Here is a 19,151-nt window from a genome sequence, read left to right on the forward strand (position 1 = left end):
TATATGATCATATTCAGAGCGTTCCTGTCACTCTGTCCGTTTCGGCGGACGTCCTTGTTGACCATTTGCGTCAGACCCGATTTCACGATTCTCTTCACAGCATTCCGGAATCAAACGTTCGTTTATGGGACTCATCAATCCTGATTTCCAGACATTGCCCGAACTGTTCACCTCGGTATTCAGCCATTTCAGGGGACAAGCGGACAAAGCGCCTGTCGCAAGGAAAATCAATGGCGCTTATGCCCCGATCAGCTATGACGCTCTTGCGGAGGATTACCGCCACTTTGCCGCTTATCTGAAACAGCGGGGCATCGAACCCGGCGACCGGGTAGCCATTTTGTCGGAGAACCGTCCGGGATGGTACCTGGCCGATATGGCCATTCTCTCGCTCGGAGCGACCGACGTGCCGCTCTACCCCTCCCTTCCGCCGAACCAGATCGAATATATCCTGAACAACTGCGGCGCGAAAGGCATCATTGTCTCGAACATGCTTCAGCTCGGCAAAGTCCTCTCCATCTGGCCGAAGCTTCCGGAGCTGAACATGGTGATCGTCATGAACAAGCTCGAAGAGCCTGTCGATGACGTGGTCGATCTCGCCCAGGCGAAAATTGAAGGAAAGAAAAGCCTCGAAGCCGCGCCGTGGCTGCTCGATGGCATCAAAACCAAGCCAGACGACGTGGCGACGCTCATCTACACTTCCGGCACGACCGGCCTGCCGAAAGGGGTGATGCTCACCCACCGGAACCTGTGCGAAAACGTCAAATCGTGCTCGACGGTCATCCGCCTCGACGAAACCGACAGCAGCCTCTCCTTCCTGCCGCTCTCCCACGCCTACGAACGCACCGGCGGCTACTACCTCCTGTTCGCCTGCGGAGCGCGGATTTATCTAGCCGAAAGCATCGAAACTATCTCGCTCAACATCTCGGAGGCCAGGCCCACCATCATCTTCACGGTCCCAAGGCTCTTCGACCGCATGAAGGCAAGCATTCTCAAGTCGGTGATTAGCGAAGGAGGCATGAAGGAGAAAATCTTCTTCTGGGCGGTCAGCACCGGCGACAAGTACCACAAACAGCTCGCCGCCGGAAAAGTATCACCGATACTCGCCGCGCAGCACAACCTGGCCGACAAGCTCGTTTATAGCAAAATCCGCAAGAAGTTCGGCGGAAGGCTGCGCTACTTCGTCTCCGGCGGCGCGGCGCTGCCGCAGAAAACCGGCGAGTTCTTCCAGTCGATCGGCATCACGATTCTCGAAGGGTTCGGGCTGACCGAAACCTCGCCCGTCACCCACGTCAACCGCCCCGAAAAGGTCAAGTTCGGCACGGTCGGCCCGCCGGTCAGCAACGTCGAGGTCAGGATCGCCCCCGATGGCGAAATCATGCTCAAAGGCCCCAACATCATGAAGGGGTACTGGAAAGACGAGGCCGCGACCGCCGAGGTGATCAAGGATGACTGGTTCTATACGGGCGACATCGGCCTGATCGATGCCGATGGATACCTGAAAATCACCGACCGCAAGAAGCACATCATCGTGACCAGCGGCGGCAAGAACATCGCGCCCCTGCCGATCGAGAATCTCATTCTCGACAGCCCGTACGTCGATCAGACGATGATTGTCGGCGAAAAGCGCCCCTTCCTCATCGCGCTCATCGTGCCCGACTTCGTGAAACTGAGGGATTTCGCGGCGGAGAACCAGATCAAGGCAGCCAGCCCGAAAGAGCTGATCGCCAACAAGGAGGTGGTTCAGATTTACGAGAAGCTGCTGAAGAGTATTTCACGCCAGCTCGCCACCCACGAAAAGGTGAGAAAGTTTCTGCTTGTCGAACAACCGTTCTCGATCGAGAACGGCATGATGACCCCGACGCTCAAGCTCAAACGCAAGGAGATCACCAGCAAATTCAGCGCCGAGATCGACAATCTCTACAACGCGCTGAACATGGTCTATAACACCGAGTGAGGCTCGCTCCGCCGATGACTCGACAGGCTGAACCGGGATAGCGTCCCGGAACAGCCTCGCTCACCCTCCTCTCCCCGACTCTCCGGCAATCCGCAGCATCCGGTTCTCGCCGTACTCCTCGATCATCGACTCCATAACCAGCGAATCCACAATCGAAGCGATGCCGTGGGGGCACTCCGCGTAGCGCTCCTCGACCGACTCGCGGGACAGCTCGCCGCTCGTGAGCAACTCGCGAAGCAGCGCTCCGCGATACCAGCGCCGGGAGCCTTTGAAGCTCGACTGGCGGGTCAGCGGCGCGATGCCGGTTTTCCTGCCGGTCAGCTCCATTGCGCCGTAATCCATCAGCGCGTTGTGCCAGTCGCGGCTGCGCCCTTTCGGTAGCACTTCGCCGGCGACGTCGAGCAACGCTTTCGGAGTGATCGATTCGGGAAGGTTGAGTTCGTAGATCAGCACACGCCTGATATTGGTATCGACGGCTGCGATATCGAGGTTGTCGGCAAAGACGAGAATCGAGCGGCTCGTGTAGGCTCCGATGCCCGGCAGCTCGATGAGTTGCGCGGGATCGGCGGGCACTCGGCCACCGTGCTGTTCGACGATCATCGAGGCCGCACGGTGCAGCCGCTGGCCGCGAGCGTTGTAGCCGAGGCCGCTCCACTCTTCGAGCACCTCGCGCAGCGAAGCCGAGGCGAGCGAGCGCGGGTCAGGAAAGCGTTCAAGCCAGCGAACGAAGCGCGGCGCGACCCGGTCGGCCTGGGTCTGTTGCAGCATCACCTCGCTCACCATCACGGCATAACGGTCATTGGTCGAGCGCCAGGGAAAGCTCCGCCTGCTCTTTTCGTAAAAATCGAAAATCTTCGCCTGAAAAGCCTCGACGCGAGTGGTATTCATGGCAGGGTAAAATCAGAAGGGAAAAATAGAGCAGTCTGCGCTTTCAGCACTCATCTCTTGTCCACAAAGTCCACTACGAAACAAACAAAGCAGCGCCACCTTATCACTGTTGCGCTGCTCTGCCTGAAAGCTGGAAATGCTACAGTTTATGCCTGGGCGGAAGCGCTCTTGCGCTCTTTGACCTTCAGCGCGGCCTTGCCGGTACGCTTGCGGAGGTAGAAAAGCTTGGCCCTTCTTGCCTTGCCGTTCCTGACCACCGTGACGCTCTCGACGTTCGGCGAGTTGATCGGGATGATCCTCTCGACGCCAACGCCGTGCGAAATTTTGCGAACGGTGATGGTCTTGGATGCGCCCATGCCCTTGTCGCCGATCACGACGCCTTCGTAAGCCTGAAGGCGCTCTTTTTCGCCCTCGATAACCTTGAGCTGAATCCTGACGGTGTCGCCGGGACGAACTTCGGGAATATCGCTCCTCTGTTGGGTTGCTTCGACCAACTGAATTAACTGATCCATGATGACACTGTTATCTTTATGTTGTCTTTACTCTTCTTCACTCTCTTTGCCGAGCAGCTCCGGCCTGCGCTCGAAAGTGCGCTCCCGCGCATTCTCCTGCCGCCAGCGCTCGATTTTTTCATGATGGCCTGAAAGAAGCACATCGGGCACTCTCATTCCCCGGAACTCCGCAGGGCGCGTAAACCATGCGCAATCGAGGATATCGTTCTGGAACGAATCGGTCAGCGCCGACTCGCCATCACCGAGAACTCCCGGTATGAGCCTGACGACCGCGTCCATGACCATGAGCGCCGGAATTTCACCTCCGGAAAGCACCACATCGCCGACGGAAAGCTCCATGGTGACCAGTGTCCGGCGAATCCTTTCGTCCATGGCCTTGTAGTGGCCGCAGAGAATAATCAGATTCCCCTTTCGCGAAAGGCGATTAGCCCGCTTCTGGTCGAAAGCCTTCCCGTCCGGCGTCATGAAGATAACCTCGTCATAACTCCTTTCAGCCTGCAACTTCTCGATACATGCGAAAACCGGCTCCGGACGGATCACCATTCCCGCACCGCCTCCGAACGGCGCATCATCCACCTGCTGGTACCTGCCCAATCCATAATCATGCAGGTTGTGCACGTTGATTTCCGCAAGAGCTTTCCGCCTTGCGATGCCGAGCAATCCCTTTTCGAGGGGTGACGAAAAAAAATCCGGAATGACGGAAATGATATCTATCCGCATGGCGTCCACACCTCTGAGTCGTTGCCTAGACACCGTTTAGAGGTGTCCGCTTTATCAATCCTGTCAAGAACATCGCGCCTGAACTTCATCGAAGAAGTCGCGACGCGCTGACGTTACAAAAATTCCCTGAATCTGCGCAACGTCACGATCCCTTTTTTGAGATCCGTTTCAGTTATAAAATCTTCCACTGCCGGTACGAGAACTTTCCGCTCTCCGGTATCGACTTCATACACGTCGTGCGCAGGCATCTGCAACACATCGCTGATCTTGCCGACCCGCCCTTCCTCTTCGTCAAACGCCTCCAGACCGATCAGGTCGTGGATGTATGCCCGGTTATCCGGCAGAGGCTCCAGCGCTTCACCGGTCACGTACAAGCCAAAGCCCGCCAAGGCTTCGGCCTCCTCGCGTGTCCCGACGCCGTCGAGCATAAGCCAGGCAAAACCCTGTCGAAGCTTTACCGACAACACCTTGCGGGGCGCGGCATCATCCGGCGTTTTACCTACGTAATACTCCCGGCGTTTCAGGAAGCTCTCCGGAAAGTCGGTCACCGGCTTCACCTTGAGCTCGCCTTTCAAGCCTTTCGGCTTCAGGACGACGCCTGTCAGAAACAGTTCCACTCTGGCTCAGCCGGTTCGGAATTCCCTCTTCCTCAGCCTTCGGCGCCTTCAGCGGCCTTCTTGGCCTGGCGGCGACGCAGCTTGGCATTGAGACGCTTCTGACGGCGCTCGGTCTCTTTCTGCTGCCATGCCTCCATCTGGGCGGCGACATCGCTCTCGCTGAAACCACGGCGCTTCAGGTTCATTTCATGAAGCAGACCGGTGCCGCGAATGAGACTGTGAACGGTATCGGTAGGCTGTGCGCCAACGTTGAGCCAGTATGCCACGCGATCCTTCTCGATGGTCACCGTGTGCGGTTTGGCGGTCGGGTTGTAGTGGCCGACCACTTCGAGAAACTTGCCATCTCTCGGCGCGCGCCCGTCGGCGGCAACGATCTGGTAGAAAGGCATCTTTTTCCTTCCGGCTCTTTTCAATCTGATCTTAACCAATGCGTAAAGAGTTTAATTTATTGTAAGAGACATTGTTCATTTATCGTTTCAAAAACTTGTCGAGCGCCAGGTTCTCGGTGGTGATCTTCCGTCCGGACTTGGCCAGGCGGTTGACCGAGCGCATCATCTTCTTCATTTCGGAGAACTGCTTGAGCAGCATGTTGACCTCCTGCACTCTGGTGCCGCTGCCGTGCGCGATGCGCTGACGGCGGCTGCCGTTGATGATCTCCGGCTGCTTGCGCTCCAGCTTGGTCATCGAGGAGATCATCGCCTCGATGGGCTTGAAGTCGATGTTTTCGAGATCCTGCTTCGGCACCATCTTGTTCAGGCCGGGCACCATTTCGATGAGGCCCTGGATCGAACCCATCTTCTTGAGCTGCTGAAGCTGGTCGAAAAAGTCGTCGAGGTCGAACTCGTTCTTCATGAGCTTCGACTGCATCTGCATCGTCTTTTCGAGATCGAGCGTCTCCTGCGCCTTTTCGACGAAGCTGACGATGTCGCCCATGCCGAGAATCCTCTGGGCCATGCGGTCGGGATAGAACACGTCGAGATCATCGACCTTCTCGCCGACGCTCATGAACTTGATCGGCTTTTCGACCACCTGGCGGATCGAGAGCGCCGCGCCGCCGCGAGCGTCGCCGTCGAGCTTGGTGAGCACCACGCCGTCGAAATCGAGACGATCGTTGAATGCCTTGGCGGTGTTGACCGCCTCCTGGCCCATCATCGAATCGACGACGAAGAGCAGCTCGTCCGGGCTGAGACGGTTCTTGAGAGCCTCGGCCTCGGCCATCATCACCTCGTCGATCTGCAGGCGACCGGCGGTATCGACGATCACCACATCCTTAGCGCCGGATTTTGCGGCTTCAAGACCGCCGAGCGCGGCCTTCATGGCATCCGGCTCTTCGACGGAGAAAACGGGCACATCGATCTGCTCGCCGAGCGTCCGGAGCTGTTCGATTGCCGCCGGGCGGTAAACGTCAGCGGCGACAAGGATCGGATTCTTGCCGTTCTTTTTGAGGCGCTTGGCCAGCTTGGCGCAGAAGGTGGTTTTACCGGAACCCTGGAGGCCGGCAACCATCACGATGGCGGGAATTTTCTTTGGAGGCAGGTTCAGCGGCTGGTTCTCGCCGCCCATGATTTCGGTAAGCTCGTCGTTGACGATTTTGACGATCATCTGCGCCGGCGAGACGCTCTTGATGACCGATTCGCCGAGGGACTTTTCGCGGATATCCTCGACCAGCTTCTTGGCAACCTTGTAGTTGACGTCGGCGCTCAAGAGGGCGCGCTTGATGTCGCGCATGGCGATACCGATATTGACCTCGTTGATCGTCGCTTGCCCGGCGAGTTTTTTAAAGGTCAGCTCAAGTTTGTCACTGAGATTGTCGAACATGTTGAACCCGTCACATAAATTCTAAAAATGGATAGCTTTAAATATAAAAATATTCTGCTAAAATAAAACCAATCAATGAAACCATCACCGAACTATTTTCGATTATATTAGTTAGCAAATTTTCAAAGCACTGCCCATGACCCCGGAAGCTATCGAAAAAATATTCAGATCGTTCAGGGAAAAGAGAATCGCCGTTATAGGCGACGTAATGATCGACAAATATATCTTCGGCCACGTATCGAGAATTTCACCCGAATATCCGGTGCCGGTGGTCGATGTCACCAGAGAGAGCAGCCGCCTGGGCGGGGCGGCCAACGTGGCGGTCAATACCCAATCGCTCGGCGCTGAAACGCTGCTGATCGGCGTCACGGGCGACGACGCGGAGCGCCGGAACCTGACGAGCCTGATGCAGGAGCACGGCCTCGATCCGGAGATGCTCGTGGCCGACAGCACCCGCCCAACCACCTGCAAAACCCGCATCCTGTCGCAAAACCACCACATCACGCGGGTTGACTACGAAAGCCGCAAGCCGGTGGATGCAGAGCTGGAAGAGCGGCTGCTCGCGATGTTCAGGGAGATCGCGGGCACGGTCGATGCGGTGGTACTCGAAGATTACAACAAGGGAGTGCTGACGCCAACGCTGATCGCATCGGTAATCGCCATCTGCCGGGAGCGCGACACGCCGGTGCTGGTCGATCCGAAGCTGAAAGGCTTCTTCTCTTACTTCGGCTGCACGGTGTTCAAGCCCAACCTCTCCGAACTCGCGGCTGCACTCGGTGATCGTGTGGCGAACGCCGATAGCGCCGTCGAACAGGCGTGCCTCGCGCTCCGGGAAAAGCTCGATTTCGAGAGCATCGTGGTGACCAGAAGCGAAAAAGGCATGACCGCCTATGACGGTTCGTTCACCCACATTCCGGCCTTGTCGCTCGATGTCGCCGATGTCTCCGGCGCGGGAGATACAGTAATTGGTACGCTCGCGCTCGGGCTGGCCTCAGGCCTCGATCTGGTGACCAGCACCCGGATCGCCAACCTCGCGGCCAACACGGTGTGCCAGGAGGTCGGTGCGGTGCCGGTCAGGCCAGACAAGCTCTTCAATGCATGCCTGGCCCATCTTCGCTGATGGCGATGTGATTGTCAACGACCGACGGCCACGCCGGCTTGTATGACGGATCCTGCGCGAGATTCCGCATCTTGAGCAACGAGTAGTACGGCACCTCGAAGAGGGCCGCGTTGCTGATCGCAGCAGGAATGTCACTGCCGGGATCGAGATGCATCACGAAGGTCACATGCACCTTGCCGCCCTCTACCGGCATCAGTATCCAGACCCCCTTCGCATCGCGCACACGATGAACATCGGGCCGCGACGGAGCGTAATCGGGAATGCCGGTCATCGTCAGGGCCAGCGCCCCCCCCTCGGATGTGTGCAGCGCCGTGCGCACGATCATCTCTCTTTTCGGAATAGGCCAGGGAGTGTTGAGCACCTGACGGACGACATAGTCGAGTTCATCGCTCCGGTGCAGCACCTCCATTTCGGAGAGTTGATGCACCCATTTGCCGTAATTTCCGAAATCGTGAAACAGGCTGATGAGCTTTCTGAGCGACGCCTCGAAAACGGCCTCACCCTTGAAGCCCAGCACCTGGGAACCTCTGATCTTTGACGAAAAAATCTTGATGTCTTTGTGATCGACACGAAATTCCCAGTTACCCTCGAGGGCGTTTGCTACATCCATTGGCTTGGCGATTATGGTAGAGTGAGCGCGAGACCCGGCGGGTTACTCGACAATGAAATCGTTGTAATTCCTGATGATACCCTCCGTCGATTCCTTCAGGGGAGCACCGACGGGATTTCGGTATTTTTCACGCTTGACCATGTCGCGCATGTTGTTCAGCGTATGGTACGGCGTGTCGATGACGGCGATGTTGGCCAGCCATGACGGAATTTCGCCGGCAGGCTCGATGTGCAGCCGAAATACCACGCGGCACGAATTTTCCGAAAGCGGCAGGATGTTCCACGCCCCTTCGAGCTTTCGCACCCGCACACAATTGCTGGTCTCGGGAATGAAGTCGGGCAGACTTTCGATCTTAACGAACGCCTCCGAAGTTTCGGGATCGACATAGGCCGTCGAACGGGTGATGATGTCTCGATCCGAAACCGGCCACGGAGCGCTGACGACCTGATAGACCACCCGCCCCTCGTTGTCGTCGGCAAGCTCCTGGAGCACACGCATCTCCCGTGTTTTCCACACCCACTCGGTGGCCGACTCGATATCGTACAGGAGACCAAGCACGGAGTGCTGAGGCGCGTCGATCGTGGCCACGCCAACAAATGAGAGAAAATCGGATGAAGGCACCGGACAGGTGAATATCTTCAGCCAGTCGTTGCTGAACCTGAGCGCACAGGTGTTACTATTGATTTTTTCAAGTAATGACATGACAAACCTGTTTGTATGAATGAGTGGTGAACAGCCATCCCTGACGCCGGGAAGAAGTTCTTCCAAGGCGGCTCATGAAGCCTTTTTCTCGATGAAATGGCGAGCAACCTTCATGACGGGATCGCCTTCACGGACTAACACCCTGATCTGCTCTTCAGTTCCGAACAGATGCCTGGCAATCCTTGCTTTGAGCGCGAGCGCTATCCTGGCCCGATCACGGCTGAACTCTGCAGGATCGTATGTAACCTTCGTATCCGCGCACCCTTTTCTAACGAGCGCTTCGAGGTTTTCTGGCACACGGTATCCATTGAGATACGAAGTCACCGAGCTCCGGTACTTCTGGACAGGATCGGAAGGATCGTCGATCAGCTTCAGGGCGATATCCTCGATCACGCCTTTGGCATAAAGCTCCTGGTACAGATTGGAGGTGGGCTTGCCAAAAACCCAGTAATCGGGCATGATGCCGCCCGCCTTGGCGAGAACGGCGCGGAGACTGTCCGCCGAGGCGCTTTTCAACAAATTTCCAGTGCTGTAAACCGATATATCCTGCCCCTCCCGGTACATAAGACCACCGTATTTTTTCATGAAGTTACCTGGCAGATTCCGGGTAAACATCTCCTTGTAATAGCGCTCGCGCCCCTGAAGGCCCTCGTCATACTCCCGCTGGATCTGCCGTCCGGACGGGGTAAAATATCGCGAAACCGTAAGCCTTACAACAGAGTCATCCGGAAGTTTGAACTGGCGCTGGACAAGCCCCTTGCCAAAGCTCAACTCACCAATGAGCAAGGCGCGATGGTTGTCTTGCAACGCCCCGGCAAGAATTTCAGCTGCCGAAGCACTCCCGCGGTCAACCAGAAGACAAAGCTGCCCCTTCTCGAAAATCCCGCCGGAGGTCGCGACGTATTTCATCTGGTCATCACCACCATGACGGCTTTTGGTATAGACAATAAGCTTTCCGGCGGGAAGCAACTCATCGGCAACGACGACAGCCTGATCGAGATAGCCGCCCGGATTGCCGCGCACGTCGATGACGAGCCGCTGCATTCCCATTTTGCGCAGCTTTTGCACGGCATTGTGAAACTCGCTTCCCGTGGTCTCGACAAACTGGCTGATCCGGATGTAACCGGTGCGAGCATCGTCGAGAAAAGCCGCGTCGATGCTCGATGTCGATATTTTTCCGCGAGTCACCAGAAAATCGATCGTCCGGCGGGTCAGGGGACGGTATACTTTGAGACTGACTCTGGTACCCCGCTCGCCCCTGAGTTTGCCGAGAACAGCCGAAGGTTTGATGCCAATGACATTCTTCGAGTCAATCGCAATGATCCGGTCTCCGGGCATGATGCCAGCCGACTCGCTTGGCCCTCCGGCAAGGGGCGTAACCACCAGAAGGGTATCGCGCACGACATCGAACTCAATGCCGATCCCCTCGAAATTGCCATTGAAGTTCGACTGGGTAATCGCAGCTTTTTCGGGTTCAAGATAGATGGAGTGGGGATCGAGCGATTGCAGCATGCCGCGAACACCCGCGCTTTGAAGACTATCTGCGTTGACCGGATCGACGTAATACGACCTGATCAGCTTGTAGGTATCGGCCATTTTTCCGCCAGCCCCGCTATTCATCCGCCATCCGATAAAATAACCGAATCCTCCGACGAGAATCATGAGAAGGACACTGAATATACGAGACATAGAGAAAGGTTCAGATTGACGGTGGAATTGGAACTTGCCGGGCTAGACGTCGTCACGGCAAACTCTTTATAACAGAATGATAACGAAACAGCGGAAGAAATTCATGAAATCCTGACCCGGAATTCCAGACCAAGATGCGGCACAGACACAGAACAATAAAAACAGATCAGTAGAAACCGACAGAAAAAGCATGTCAATCGACTCCATCTAATGGTACCGAAGAGAAGAGGAATTCGCAACTGTAACGATCACGACAAAAAGCCTCGACAGCCAAATCCCGCAGTATTGCCGTTCTCCGCCGTGAATTAATCGGATAGTTTACTCAGATAGAGAGATGTCTTTTATCAGAAAAAAAAACTTACATAAAATTATTTAATCTCAACTTTATTTGAACAAAAATACGAAATATAATAATTTTAATTAGAAAAAAACCTAACCGTTAACTAGAATTACAAAGATAAATAAAAGACAATAAAAAACGAAATTTTATGCACATACAGAACAATATTCAAAGGATTAAATTAAATTAAAATATTAATTTTTTAAAAAATAAACACTTAATAATATTTTTAATCTAAAATTATTAAGCGCTTTTAATTTAATATTTTAGATTAAAAATATTAAATTAATTTTTAAGTATTTATAAAAACATATATAAAGAGATTAAATAAATAAAAGAGACGTTTTATAATAAAATTATAAAAATAAAAACCTGCCATTAATCAAATCATAAATGATTATTTATGAAAATAAAAAAGCAGCTTTGACTCTAACATCAATCTGCTTTTAATTATTTATGACGAGAGTTAATACGCTACTTGATCTCATTTGATTGGACAATACGCAATCATCTCAATCTCGACGCTTGCATCGAGAGGAAGGGATGTAACGCCGACGACGCTCCGGACATGTTGACCTGATTCAGCGAAAATTTCACCGACAAGTTCCGAGGCTCCGTTGGCCACCTTGTGCTGATTGGTGAATCCTTCGGCGCTGGACACATAGACAGTTAACTTCACGATACCCGCCACGGCATCGAGGGATTCGGCAACGGAACGTAAAACAGCAACCGCATTGAGCGCCGCCGTTCTGGCGGCAACCGTCGCCTCTTGCTCTCTCGCCGCGCTGACGACTCCCCTGCCTCCAGGCTCCATCAGCTTGCCGCCGACCAGCGGCAATTGGCCCGAAGTGTAGATCAGATCGCCTACACGTATCGCTGGCTGGTAAAGTCCCGCTGGAGAGGGTAATTCAGGCAAGACGATGCCTGATCGTCTCAGATTTTCTTCATTTGAAGCCATGACTGTCATTATGTTTTGCTTGAAAAAAAGGCCGGAAAACAGGAGTTATACGAGACCTGATTCCGGCATTGGGATTCCTTTGAAAAATAGTTATCGTGCGTGAAATTGCTATCTATGACAGGAAAACGTCCCTCACTTCCCCGGCTGATGATTGTCAGCAGCGGCGGCGAACATCTCGCGCATCGCGGCCTTGCCCTGAAGCAGGCGCAGGCGCTCGCACGATCTGCGCCGGTGCTGTTTCAGCTCCGCGAAAAAGGCCTCGATGCTGCGTCGATCTGGCAACTCAGCCTCCAGATCGCGCCTATTCTCAAAGAGGCCGGATCGATCCTCGCCCTCAACGAGCGCTTCGACCTCGCTCTCGCCACTGGTGCTGGCGGCGTACACCTTCCCGAATCCTCATGCCCTGCCGATGCCGTGCGAAAGGCTGCGCGCGGCCTGCTTGCCGGGCAGAGCGTTCATAGCGAAACTGCTGCCCTCCAAGCCTCTTCGGCGGGTCTCGACTACCTGCTTTTCGGGCCGGTCTTCCATACGCCCTCGAAAGAGCCTTTCGGCCCGCCCCAAGGGCTGGAGCGACTCCGGGAAATCTGCGCAAAAGTACGCATTCCTGTGTTCGCCGTTGGCGGCGTCACGCCTGAAAAAGCCTTGGCCTGCCTCGAATGCGGAGCCTGGGGCGTCGCCGCGCTCACCCCGTTTCTCGATGCCGAAGCAATGCCAGAAACCATCAACCGTTTTTTCGCATTCATTCCCTCATGAACCTCCCTCGAAGACTCCTCTGCGTCATCACTGATGATAGCACCGATCCCGTTGAACTTGCCCGATTGGCCCTTGAAGGCGGAGCCGGAATGGTGCAATTGCGACGAAAAAAAGCTACAGGCCGCGAACTTTTTCAATGGGCTGTGCGAATTCAGGCTCTGTGCCGCGAGCAAGATGCGCTCTTCATCGTGAACGATCGGGTGGATATAGCCTTGGCCATGCATGCCGATGGCGTCCATCTCGGCCAGCAGGATATGCCCGCATCCGCCGCCCGATCCCTCTGCGGCCCCGACGCGATCATCGGCGTATCAGTCTCCTGTACCGACGAAGCCTTAAAAGCCGCTGCGGAAGGAGCGAGCTACATCGGCGTGGGGCATATCTTTCCGACGTTTTCCAAAGACAAACCGACCCCGCCGATCGGTACGGCAGCGATACGAACCATCCGGAATGCCGCGCAGTTGCCGGTCATCGCCATCGGCGGCATTGATCACGACAACGCCGCCGAGGTCATCCGCGCCGGAGCGTCGGGCATCGCAGTCATTTCGGCGATATCCGAAAGCGACGATCCGGCAGCGGCAACCCGTGAGCTGGTCAAGAGAATTCGGCAGTGACTATGATGCAGAATTACACCACCGTACTCACCATCGCCGGTTCGGACGGCAGCGGCGGAGCTGGCATCCAGGCCGACCTGAAAGCCATCGCCGCCAACAATTGCTACGGAGTGAGCGTCATCACCGCCGTAACGGCTCAAAACACCCTCGGCGTGGGATCGATTCATGAGATTCCGCCCGCATTCATCGCAGAGCAGTTCGAGACGATTACCGACGACATCCGCATCGACACGGTCAAGATCGGGATGCTCGGCTCGACGAAAGCGGCGGAAACGGTCGCTGAACTCATCGAATGCCTCGACGGCGTTCCGGTCGTTCTCGACACCGTTTTGCGCTCATCGAGCGGGAAATCGCTGTTCGAAGCAGAAAGTATGATGCCGATGCAGCGACTCTTTCGCCGCTCCAGCCTCATCACGCCAAACCTGCCGGAGGCGGCGTCACTGACGGGCCGCAACAAGGCCCCGGCAACGAGAGCCGGAATCGAAGCGATGGCGAAGGAATTGCAGCGGCAAGGGGCGCGTTCCGTGCTGATCAAGGGGGGGCATGGCGAGGGAGGAAACTGTGAGGACTGCCTACTGCACGAGGGCAGGTTCTTCTGGTACTCGAACCCGAAAATCGACACGGTCAACACGCACGGCACCGGCTGCACCCTCTCGTCGGCCATAGCATGCGGAGTTGCCAAAGGAGTGCCGATGGATGAAGCCGTGGCCTCGGCTATCGACTATACGAGAAAAGCGTTGCAGGCCGGGGCGTCGTGGAGACTGGGGCGCGGAAACGGCCCGCTGGAGCATTTTCCGGGCCGGAAGGTCAAGGCCAGACCGGGAATGAATCGATAAGGCAGTTCAGAGCACAAGACGGGGGCTGCGTCCGATCGAGTAGTAAGTATCTGAGTCGCGCCTGCGCCACCATGTCGGGGTTGTAAAGGTTCCTGCCGTCGAAGATCACCGGCTCTTTCAGCGATGTTGGCGATCTCGTTCATGAAGCTGATCTTGGTGGCAAGCGTCGCTTTTATCGCATACCGGGTCAGCTCCACCGAGCGGATGCCCATGGCGATGAATCGTTCGCGGCTGCGGTTGAACGGCGCGTAGAGGTTGCGCAGAAGCTCTTTGGTGCGCGGATTGTCCTCGCCGAAGACGATGCCGCTCGGGCTTCATGAAATCGTCCACGGCATCCCTCCCCTGGAGGAACCCGGGATTGGAAACGACGTCGAAATCGAGCGCCTTGCCCCGCTCTTCAAGCACAGACTTGATCGTTTCACGCACCAGATCGGCCGTACAAACCGGCACTGTCGATTTGTCGATCACGATACGGTAATCATCCATGTTGCGTCCGATACTTTCGGCGATGCTGAGCATTTGGCTCAGGTCAGCCGATCCATCCTCGTCGGGCGGTGTGCCGACGGCGATGAACTGGTAGAGGCTGAAATCGACCCCCTCTGTTGCCTCTTCACTACCGGATAACAAAGAGTATTCCTCGGCAAAAAGAATCGGCACAGAGGTTAACCCCCTCGAAATGCGCCAGCACTCACTCCACGACGATAATCAGGCATCGTGACTTTTTCCAGAACTCCGCCTCGTTCCTGATCAAAAGCAGTGCAGAGGTTTTGCCGCCAACGAGTGTATAAGAGCCTTTGGTATGAGGGGTTATGATATGCAGGCGGCTGACTGGCTTATCAAAATAAATGTCCCTGGTTTCGGTAATATCCACCATCCTGAACGGACGGATATCGAAATCGGCGGCCAGAACAGGCTGCGCGCCGAGAAAACGGGAAAAAGGAGCAGGCGGCAGCAAAATGCCCTTGGCGACAAGCTGATCGATGGTGCCGCTGATGTAATAGGCCTTGACCATCTGCGCCTCCTGATCATCGATAACCTCGTCCATGACATCGACCGTGTTGGTGAGCCTAGCGATGCTCCGGTTCAGCCTTGCAATCTCCCCTTTCATGGCTCCGACTTCCAGACTTTTCTTGTCCAGCTCGCCCTTGAGCTGACCGGTCATGCGGTCAAGCGCCGAGATACGGTATTGCGATTCGTGATTCTCCTTTTCAAGCGTCGTGACCAGGTTCCTGCTTGCCGAAAGCGTGGAGTCGATGAAGCGGATATTGCTGTTGATCTCCTTACCGATCTGCTCGGCGCTCTGAGGCTTGCGCCCTTCCACATCCGAGGAGAGCCGAACGACCACGGCCTCTTTCTGACGTATCCGTCCAAGATTCTTCTGTACCTGGACAAGAATGGTCATCATCGACTCGAGATGCTTTTGCTCCTCCTTTTTCCGTTCTTCCCGTGTGCAAGAAGAAACTGTGGCAATTATCGCTCCTGCCAGAAAGATAACGGCAAAGCGTCTCAATGGCTTCAAAGCCACTCTATCCATTGTTCAACTCCATCTTTGGTACCATACCACTTTGTATGCGGCGCAGGCAAATGTTCGCATTCGGGAATAGTAACATTTTCGGCGCCTTCAAGAAAACAGCATCTCGCCGGAACAACCCCGTCTCCGGCAAGATTTCCATCGTCGGTCACTCCCAGGTAAAACATATAGCACAGTTTTTCGATCATGCCGCCATCGAGCGAACCTTTATACCGGTCGCTAACGACCGAGACGACTTTATATTTACGGAAAAATTCGGAGCTGAGATGCTGAAAAATAAAATCGGTCTTGATTTTCGCGAAATGCTCGTGGGTATGAAATGGAGTTCCGAGCGCGACCAGTCTGCCGACCAGACCGTTCACGGCATAAACATCGCCCTGAAACGGACGTTCCAGGAGATAGACCATGGCTACCGTGCCGCCGCCGCTGTGCGCGACGATGGTGACCGGCTCGCCGGGAAAACGCGAGGCCATGGCGCGCACCGTCCGGTCAAGCACCGCCATGACGCGGTTGGTCGAACGCTCGGGCGATGGAGGAAACCCGATCCAGTCGAGAAGATTGACCGGAGCGATGGCGATCTTCTCAGCCGGAATCCAGGCGGAGAGCGCCTGGCGCATCACCTCGTAAAGGGAGTCCCAGAAAAGCACACCCGGAACGATCACCACCGGATTCTGCCTGACCACTGAAATAACTGGCAATTCCATGCTTTATGACGGCTTGGTTCCCGCGATACTCTGCTTACGACCAGCCCTTGAGCAGATCGAGCACGAGACGGACGCCAAAACCAGTCGCGCCGGGCGTCTTCGAGCCGCCTTTTGCCGGAAATGCCGGGCCTGCGATATCAATATGCGCCCAGCGCTTATGACCGTCGATGAACTTCTGGAGAAACTTCGCCGCCGTCACCGAACCCGCGCCGCGTCCGCCGGTGTTGTGCACGTCGGCCACGTCGGACTTGATCAGTTCGTCGTACTCGTCCCAGAGCGGCATTTTCCAAACCTTTTCGCCGGACGACTGGCCAGCCTCGAATATACTCTCGGCCAGTTTGTCGTCGTTGCTGAAAAGTCCGGCAACCGAGTTGCCAAGCGCCACGATGCAGGCGCCGGTGAGCGTAGCCAGATCGACGATCACGTCGGGATCGTACTCCTTTTTGGCGTAGGTCAGGGCATCGGCAAGGATCAGTCGTCCCTCGGCATCGGTGTTGCCGACCTCGACCGTAATGCCCGACATGGTCGTAATGACATCGCCCGGCTTCTGCGCCGATCCGCCCGGCATGTTGTCGGTGGCCGGAACAAGGCCGATCACCCGCAGCGGAAGTCCGAGGCCCGCGACAGCTTCGACCGTGGCGATCACCGCGGCGGCTCCGGACATGTCCGATTTCATCTCTTCCATCCCCTGGGCGGGCTTGAGCGAAATGCCGCCGGAATCGAAGGTCACGCCCTTGCCGACCAGCGCGATGGTCTTTTTCGACTTGCCCTTCGGCTTGTAGTCGAGAATGGTGAAGGTCGGCGGCTCCTCGCTCCCCTTGTTGACGGCCAGGAGACCGCCCATGCCAAGTTCGGTGATCTTCTTTTTATCGAACACCGTCACCTCGAAGCCGCCCCGTTTACCGGCCTCGATGGCCGCGTCGGCCAGCGCTTCGGCAGAGAGATGGTTGCCCGGCAGGTTGACGAGGTCTCGCGCCCGGTTCTGGCACTCGCCGACGATCATCCCCTTTCCAGCGCCTTTTTCGACAGCTTCGAGCCGGTCGCCGCATCCGGCAAGCACCAGTTCGTCGATGCCTTTCAGCTTGCCCGCCTTCTTCTCCTCCTTGTCGAGCTTGCCACTCTTGAGGCGGTCGAAACGATACGAGCCGTACAGTACGCCTTCGACGAGAATGGCGGCCAGCTCTTCCTGCTTGTGACCAGACTGTTTCGACCACTCATCGACAGGCGAGCAATCGATGGCCAGAACACCCAGATGCAGATCGACCGCCTTGCGGGCAACGGCATCGGCAGCTTTTCGAAAATCTTCGGTGGTTTTGCCTTCGCCGATACCGGCCAGAAGCACCCGCGAAGCCGACTTGCCCGAGATCTGGCGATAAAGCAGGGAGAGTTCGCCTGCGGCCGCCTTGAAATCGCCATCGGGACTCGCAATGATGCCAAGGCCCGCGAGAACCTTCGCGGCATCGCGCTTCATCTCTTTTTTGCTGAAGAACTGAACAAGAATATCGGCTTTGACCGACCCGCCATCCCTAACCGTAACAGTACATTTCATGCTTCCGCGTAAGTAGAAATAATTGAAAGAATTAACTATTGACCTGCTCGAGGGTGAACTTGCGAACATCCTCGAGAATCACGAGCTGGGCCTTCTCTGCGGACATCCGCAACAGGCAGCCCGCGGCGTTCATGTGGCCGCCGCCGCCATGATGCTTGGCCAGCTGGTTGACATAAATTTTCCCCCGCGACCTGAAGCTGACCTTGGCCCGGCCATCCTGCATCTCCACAAGCAGCACGGCCACCTTCACGGTCGGCACACTCAGAAGATAGCGAATGATGAGATCGGTGTCGAACAGCTTGCTGCCGGTCTGATTGAGCATATCCTGCGAAATGAAAAGCCAGGAGATCAGGCCATTCTCGATGATTTTTATGCTTGAAAGCGCCAGGCCGAGCAGCTTGAGCGCCTCCGGAGTCAGGGAGTTGTAGATGCGGTCATAGACCATTTCGGGATCGGCCCCCTTTTCGACCAGCATACCGGCAACATGATAGGTATAGGGAGTCGTTTTGGAAAACCTGAACGAGCCGGTATCGGTCATGATGGCCACATAGAGGGCCGAAGCCACCTCGGCGGTGAAAAGTTTCTGGCCGGTGCGCAGCTCCAGGGCGGCAATGAGATCGCAGACAAGCTCACCGGTCGAAGAGACGTAGGTCTCGCAGACCGTTATGTCCGCAAAATCTTCGGGTTCGAGATGATGGTCGATGCAAAGCACCCGGAGTCGGCTCATCTCTCTGGCAAACTCGACTTGCGGCCACAACCTGCCAATGCGGTCGTGCAGGTTGGCGTCGAGCACCACCAGAAGATCGGCGAGGAAAAACTCCTGCATGGACTCCTCGTCGCGATCGCGGAAGAGCCTGATGTCATGAAGCTCCTTCAGAAACAGGTAGTTCGGCGGCACTTCCGTGGGATTGAAGATCGCAACCTCCTTGCCAAGCGCCTTGAGCGCCAGAGCCAGCGCGACCTGGCTGCCAAGCCCGTCGCCATCGGAATTTTCGTGGGTAGTAAAAAGAATGTGCGAGGATACCAGCATCTCATCGATGACCGGCTTCCACTCTTCAGGGGTCAATGTCCGGCCATATTCAGGTATAATCATCAGCTCAGGAAATGGTTGGCAAAAAATCCTCAACGGAAACGAACGTTATAATACATAAATAACCGGACGCACGAAATCCGGTTATTTGAAGAACGGCAACAAAAAGCCAAACGTTCTGAATTCCTGAACTTAATCAAAAACAGAGA

Annotated in this window: 19 protein-coding genes and 1 pseudogene; 5 read left to right on the forward strand and 15 right to left on the reverse strand. The window is 55.7% G+C overall.

Going from position 1 to position 19,151, the window contains the following annotated elements:
• The first annotated feature begins 124 nt into the window (after window positions 1-124).
• Window positions 125-1,954, forward strand: coding sequence for an AMP-dependent synthetase/ligase (locus FGF66_RS04450; protein WP_139456492.1), 1,830 nt, complete (start codon window positions 125-127; stop codon window positions 1,952-1,954).
• Window positions 1,955-2,014: 60 nt separating this feature from the next.
• Here the strand turns inward: FGF66_RS04450 and FGF66_RS04455 are convergent, their stop codons facing one another.
• The 6 genes from FGF66_RS04455 to ffh form a co-directional block, all read right to left on the reverse strand.
• Window positions 2,015-2,842 (reverse strand): HhH-GPD family protein, encoded by an 828-nt coding sequence (locus tag FGF66_RS04455; RefSeq protein WP_139456493.1) that lies wholly within the window; start codon window positions 2,840-2,842, stop codon window positions 2,015-2,017.
• Window positions 2,843-2,988: 146 nt separating this feature from the next.
• Complete coding sequence (rplS, locus tag FGF66_RS04460; RefSeq protein ID WP_139456494.1) at window positions 2,989-3,354, reverse strand: 50S ribosomal protein L19; 366 nt, start codon at window positions 3,352-3,354, stop codon at window positions 2,989-2,991.
• A gap of 27 nt (window positions 3,355-3,381) precedes the next feature.
• Complete coding sequence (gene trmD / locus FGF66_RS04465) at window positions 3,382-4,074, reverse strand: tRNA (guanosine(37)-N1)-methyltransferase TrmD (protein WP_139456495.1); 693 nt, start codon at window positions 4,072-4,074, stop codon at window positions 3,382-3,384.
• 113 nt (window positions 4,075-4,187) lie between these two features.
• Window positions 4,188-4,691, reverse strand: a complete 504-nt coding sequence (gene rimM / locus FGF66_RS04470; protein ID WP_139456496.1) for a ribosome maturation factor RimM — start codon at window positions 4,689-4,691, stop codon at window positions 4,188-4,190.
• Window positions 4,692-4,723: 32 nt separating this feature from the next.
• A complete protein-coding gene (gene rpsP, locus FGF66_RS04475) occupies window positions 4,724-5,119 on the reverse strand; it encodes a 30S ribosomal protein S16 (RefSeq protein WP_139456497.1) in 396 nt (131 codons plus the stop codon).
• Between the two features lie 40 nt (window positions 5,120-5,159).
• The gene (gene ffh, locus FGF66_RS04480; protein WP_139456498.1) at window positions 5,160-6,509 is read right to left on the reverse strand and encodes a signal recognition particle protein; all 1,350 of its coding nucleotides are present in this window, start codon (window positions 6,507-6,509) and stop codon (window positions 5,160-5,162) included.
• A gap of 136 nt (window positions 6,510-6,645) precedes the next feature.
• On the opposite strand from ffh, the gene rfaE1 reads away from it, so the two are divergent.
• Window positions 6,646-7,629, forward strand: coding sequence for a D-glycero-beta-D-manno-heptose-7-phosphate kinase (rfaE1, locus tag FGF66_RS04485; protein ID WP_139456499.1), 984 nt, complete (start codon window positions 6,646-6,648; stop codon window positions 7,627-7,629).
• Here the strand turns inward: rfaE1 and FGF66_RS04490 are convergent.
• The 4 genes from FGF66_RS04490 to FGF66_RS04505 form a co-directional block, all read right to left on the reverse strand.
• The gene (locus tag FGF66_RS04490) at window positions 7,601-8,239 is read right to left on the reverse strand and encodes an START domain-containing protein (RefSeq protein ID WP_139456500.1); all 639 of its coding nucleotides are present in this window, start codon (window positions 8,237-8,239) and stop codon (window positions 7,601-7,603) included. The two genes, rfaE1 and FGF66_RS04490, sit on opposite strands and share 29 nt — an antisense overlap.
• A gap of 42 nt (window positions 8,240-8,281) precedes the next feature.
• Complete coding sequence (locus tag FGF66_RS04495) at window positions 8,282-8,941, reverse strand: START domain-containing protein (protein WP_139456501.1); 660 nt, start codon at window positions 8,939-8,941, stop codon at window positions 8,282-8,284.
• Window positions 8,942-9,013: 72 nt separating this feature from the next.
• Window positions 9,014-10,630: a S41 family peptidase gene (locus tag FGF66_RS04500; RefSeq protein ID WP_139456502.1), complete on the reverse strand. Its 1,617-nt coding sequence runs from the start codon at window positions 10,628-10,630 to the stop codon at window positions 9,014-9,016.
• An 824-nt stretch (window positions 10,631-11,454) separates the two neighbouring features.
• Window positions 11,455-11,928 (reverse strand): RidA family protein, encoded by a 474-nt coding sequence (locus FGF66_RS04505; protein ID WP_139456503.1) that lies wholly within the window; start codon window positions 11,926-11,928, stop codon window positions 11,455-11,457.
• A 114-nt stretch (window positions 11,929-12,042) separates the two neighbouring features.
• Between FGF66_RS04505 and FGF66_RS04510 the strand changes: the two genes are divergently transcribed.
• From FGF66_RS04510 to thiD, 3 genes are read left to right on the forward strand one after another with little or no spacing between them, the layout of a single operon-like run.
• On the forward strand, window positions 12,043-12,681 hold the full coding sequence (locus FGF66_RS04510) for a thiamine phosphate synthase (RefSeq protein ID WP_139456504.1): 639 nt from the start codon (window positions 12,043-12,045) through the stop codon (window positions 12,679-12,681).
• Window positions 12,678-13,292 carry a thiamine phosphate synthase gene (thiE, locus tag FGF66_RS04515; protein ID WP_139456505.1) on the forward strand — a complete coding sequence of 205 codons (615 nt, stop codon included), beginning with the start codon at window positions 12,678-12,680 and terminating at the stop codon, window positions 13,290-13,292. Before FGF66_RS04510 ends, thiE begins: the two co-directional genes overlap by 4 nt.
• A gap of 2 nt (window positions 13,293-13,294) precedes the next feature.
• Window positions 13,295-14,128: a bifunctional hydroxymethylpyrimidine kinase/phosphomethylpyrimidine kinase gene (gene thiD / locus FGF66_RS04520; protein ID WP_139456506.1), complete on the forward strand. Its 834-nt coding sequence runs from the start codon at window positions 13,295-13,297 to the stop codon at window positions 14,126-14,128.
• A gap of 107 nt (window positions 14,129-14,235) precedes the next feature.
• Here thiD and FGF66_RS04525 read toward each other — a convergent pair.
• From FGF66_RS04525 to FGF66_RS04545, 5 genes and pseudogenes are all read right to left on the reverse strand, one after another.
• Window positions 14,236-14,731 (reverse strand): annotated as a pseudogene (locus FGF66_RS04525) (UDP-glucose 6-dehydrogenase); the annotation flags it as partial.
• Between the two features lie 85 nt (window positions 14,732-14,816).
• On the reverse strand, window positions 14,817-15,662 hold the full coding sequence (locus FGF66_RS04530; protein ID WP_139456507.1) for a Cbp1 family collagen-binding glycoprotein adhesin: 846 nt from the start codon (window positions 15,660-15,662) through the stop codon (window positions 14,817-14,819).
• Window positions 15,644-16,363 carry an esterase/lipase family protein gene (locus tag FGF66_RS04535; protein ID WP_246046575.1) on the reverse strand — a complete coding sequence of 240 codons (720 nt, stop codon included), beginning with the start codon at window positions 16,361-16,363 and terminating at the stop codon, window positions 15,644-15,646. The genes FGF66_RS04530 and FGF66_RS04535 overlap by 19 nt, the downstream gene beginning before the upstream one ends.
• A 34-nt stretch (window positions 16,364-16,397) precedes the next feature.
• Window positions 16,398-17,912, reverse strand: coding sequence for a leucyl aminopeptidase (locus FGF66_RS04540; RefSeq protein ID WP_139456508.1), 1,515 nt, complete (start codon window positions 17,910-17,912; stop codon window positions 16,398-16,400).
• A 31-nt stretch (window positions 17,913-17,943) separates the two neighbouring features.
• Window positions 17,944-19,005 (reverse strand): DHH family phosphoesterase, encoded by a 1,062-nt coding sequence (locus tag FGF66_RS04545; protein WP_139456509.1) that lies wholly within the window; start codon window positions 19,003-19,005, stop codon window positions 17,944-17,946.
• Window positions 19,006-19,151 lie beyond the last annotated feature (146 nt).

It is taken from the genome of Chlorobaculum thiosulfatiphilum, from assembly GCF_006265165.1.
In the GTDB taxonomy this organism is placed as follows: Bacteria; Bacteroidota; Chlorobiia; order Chlorobiales; family Chlorobiaceae; genus Chlorobaculum; species Chlorobaculum thiosulfatiphilum.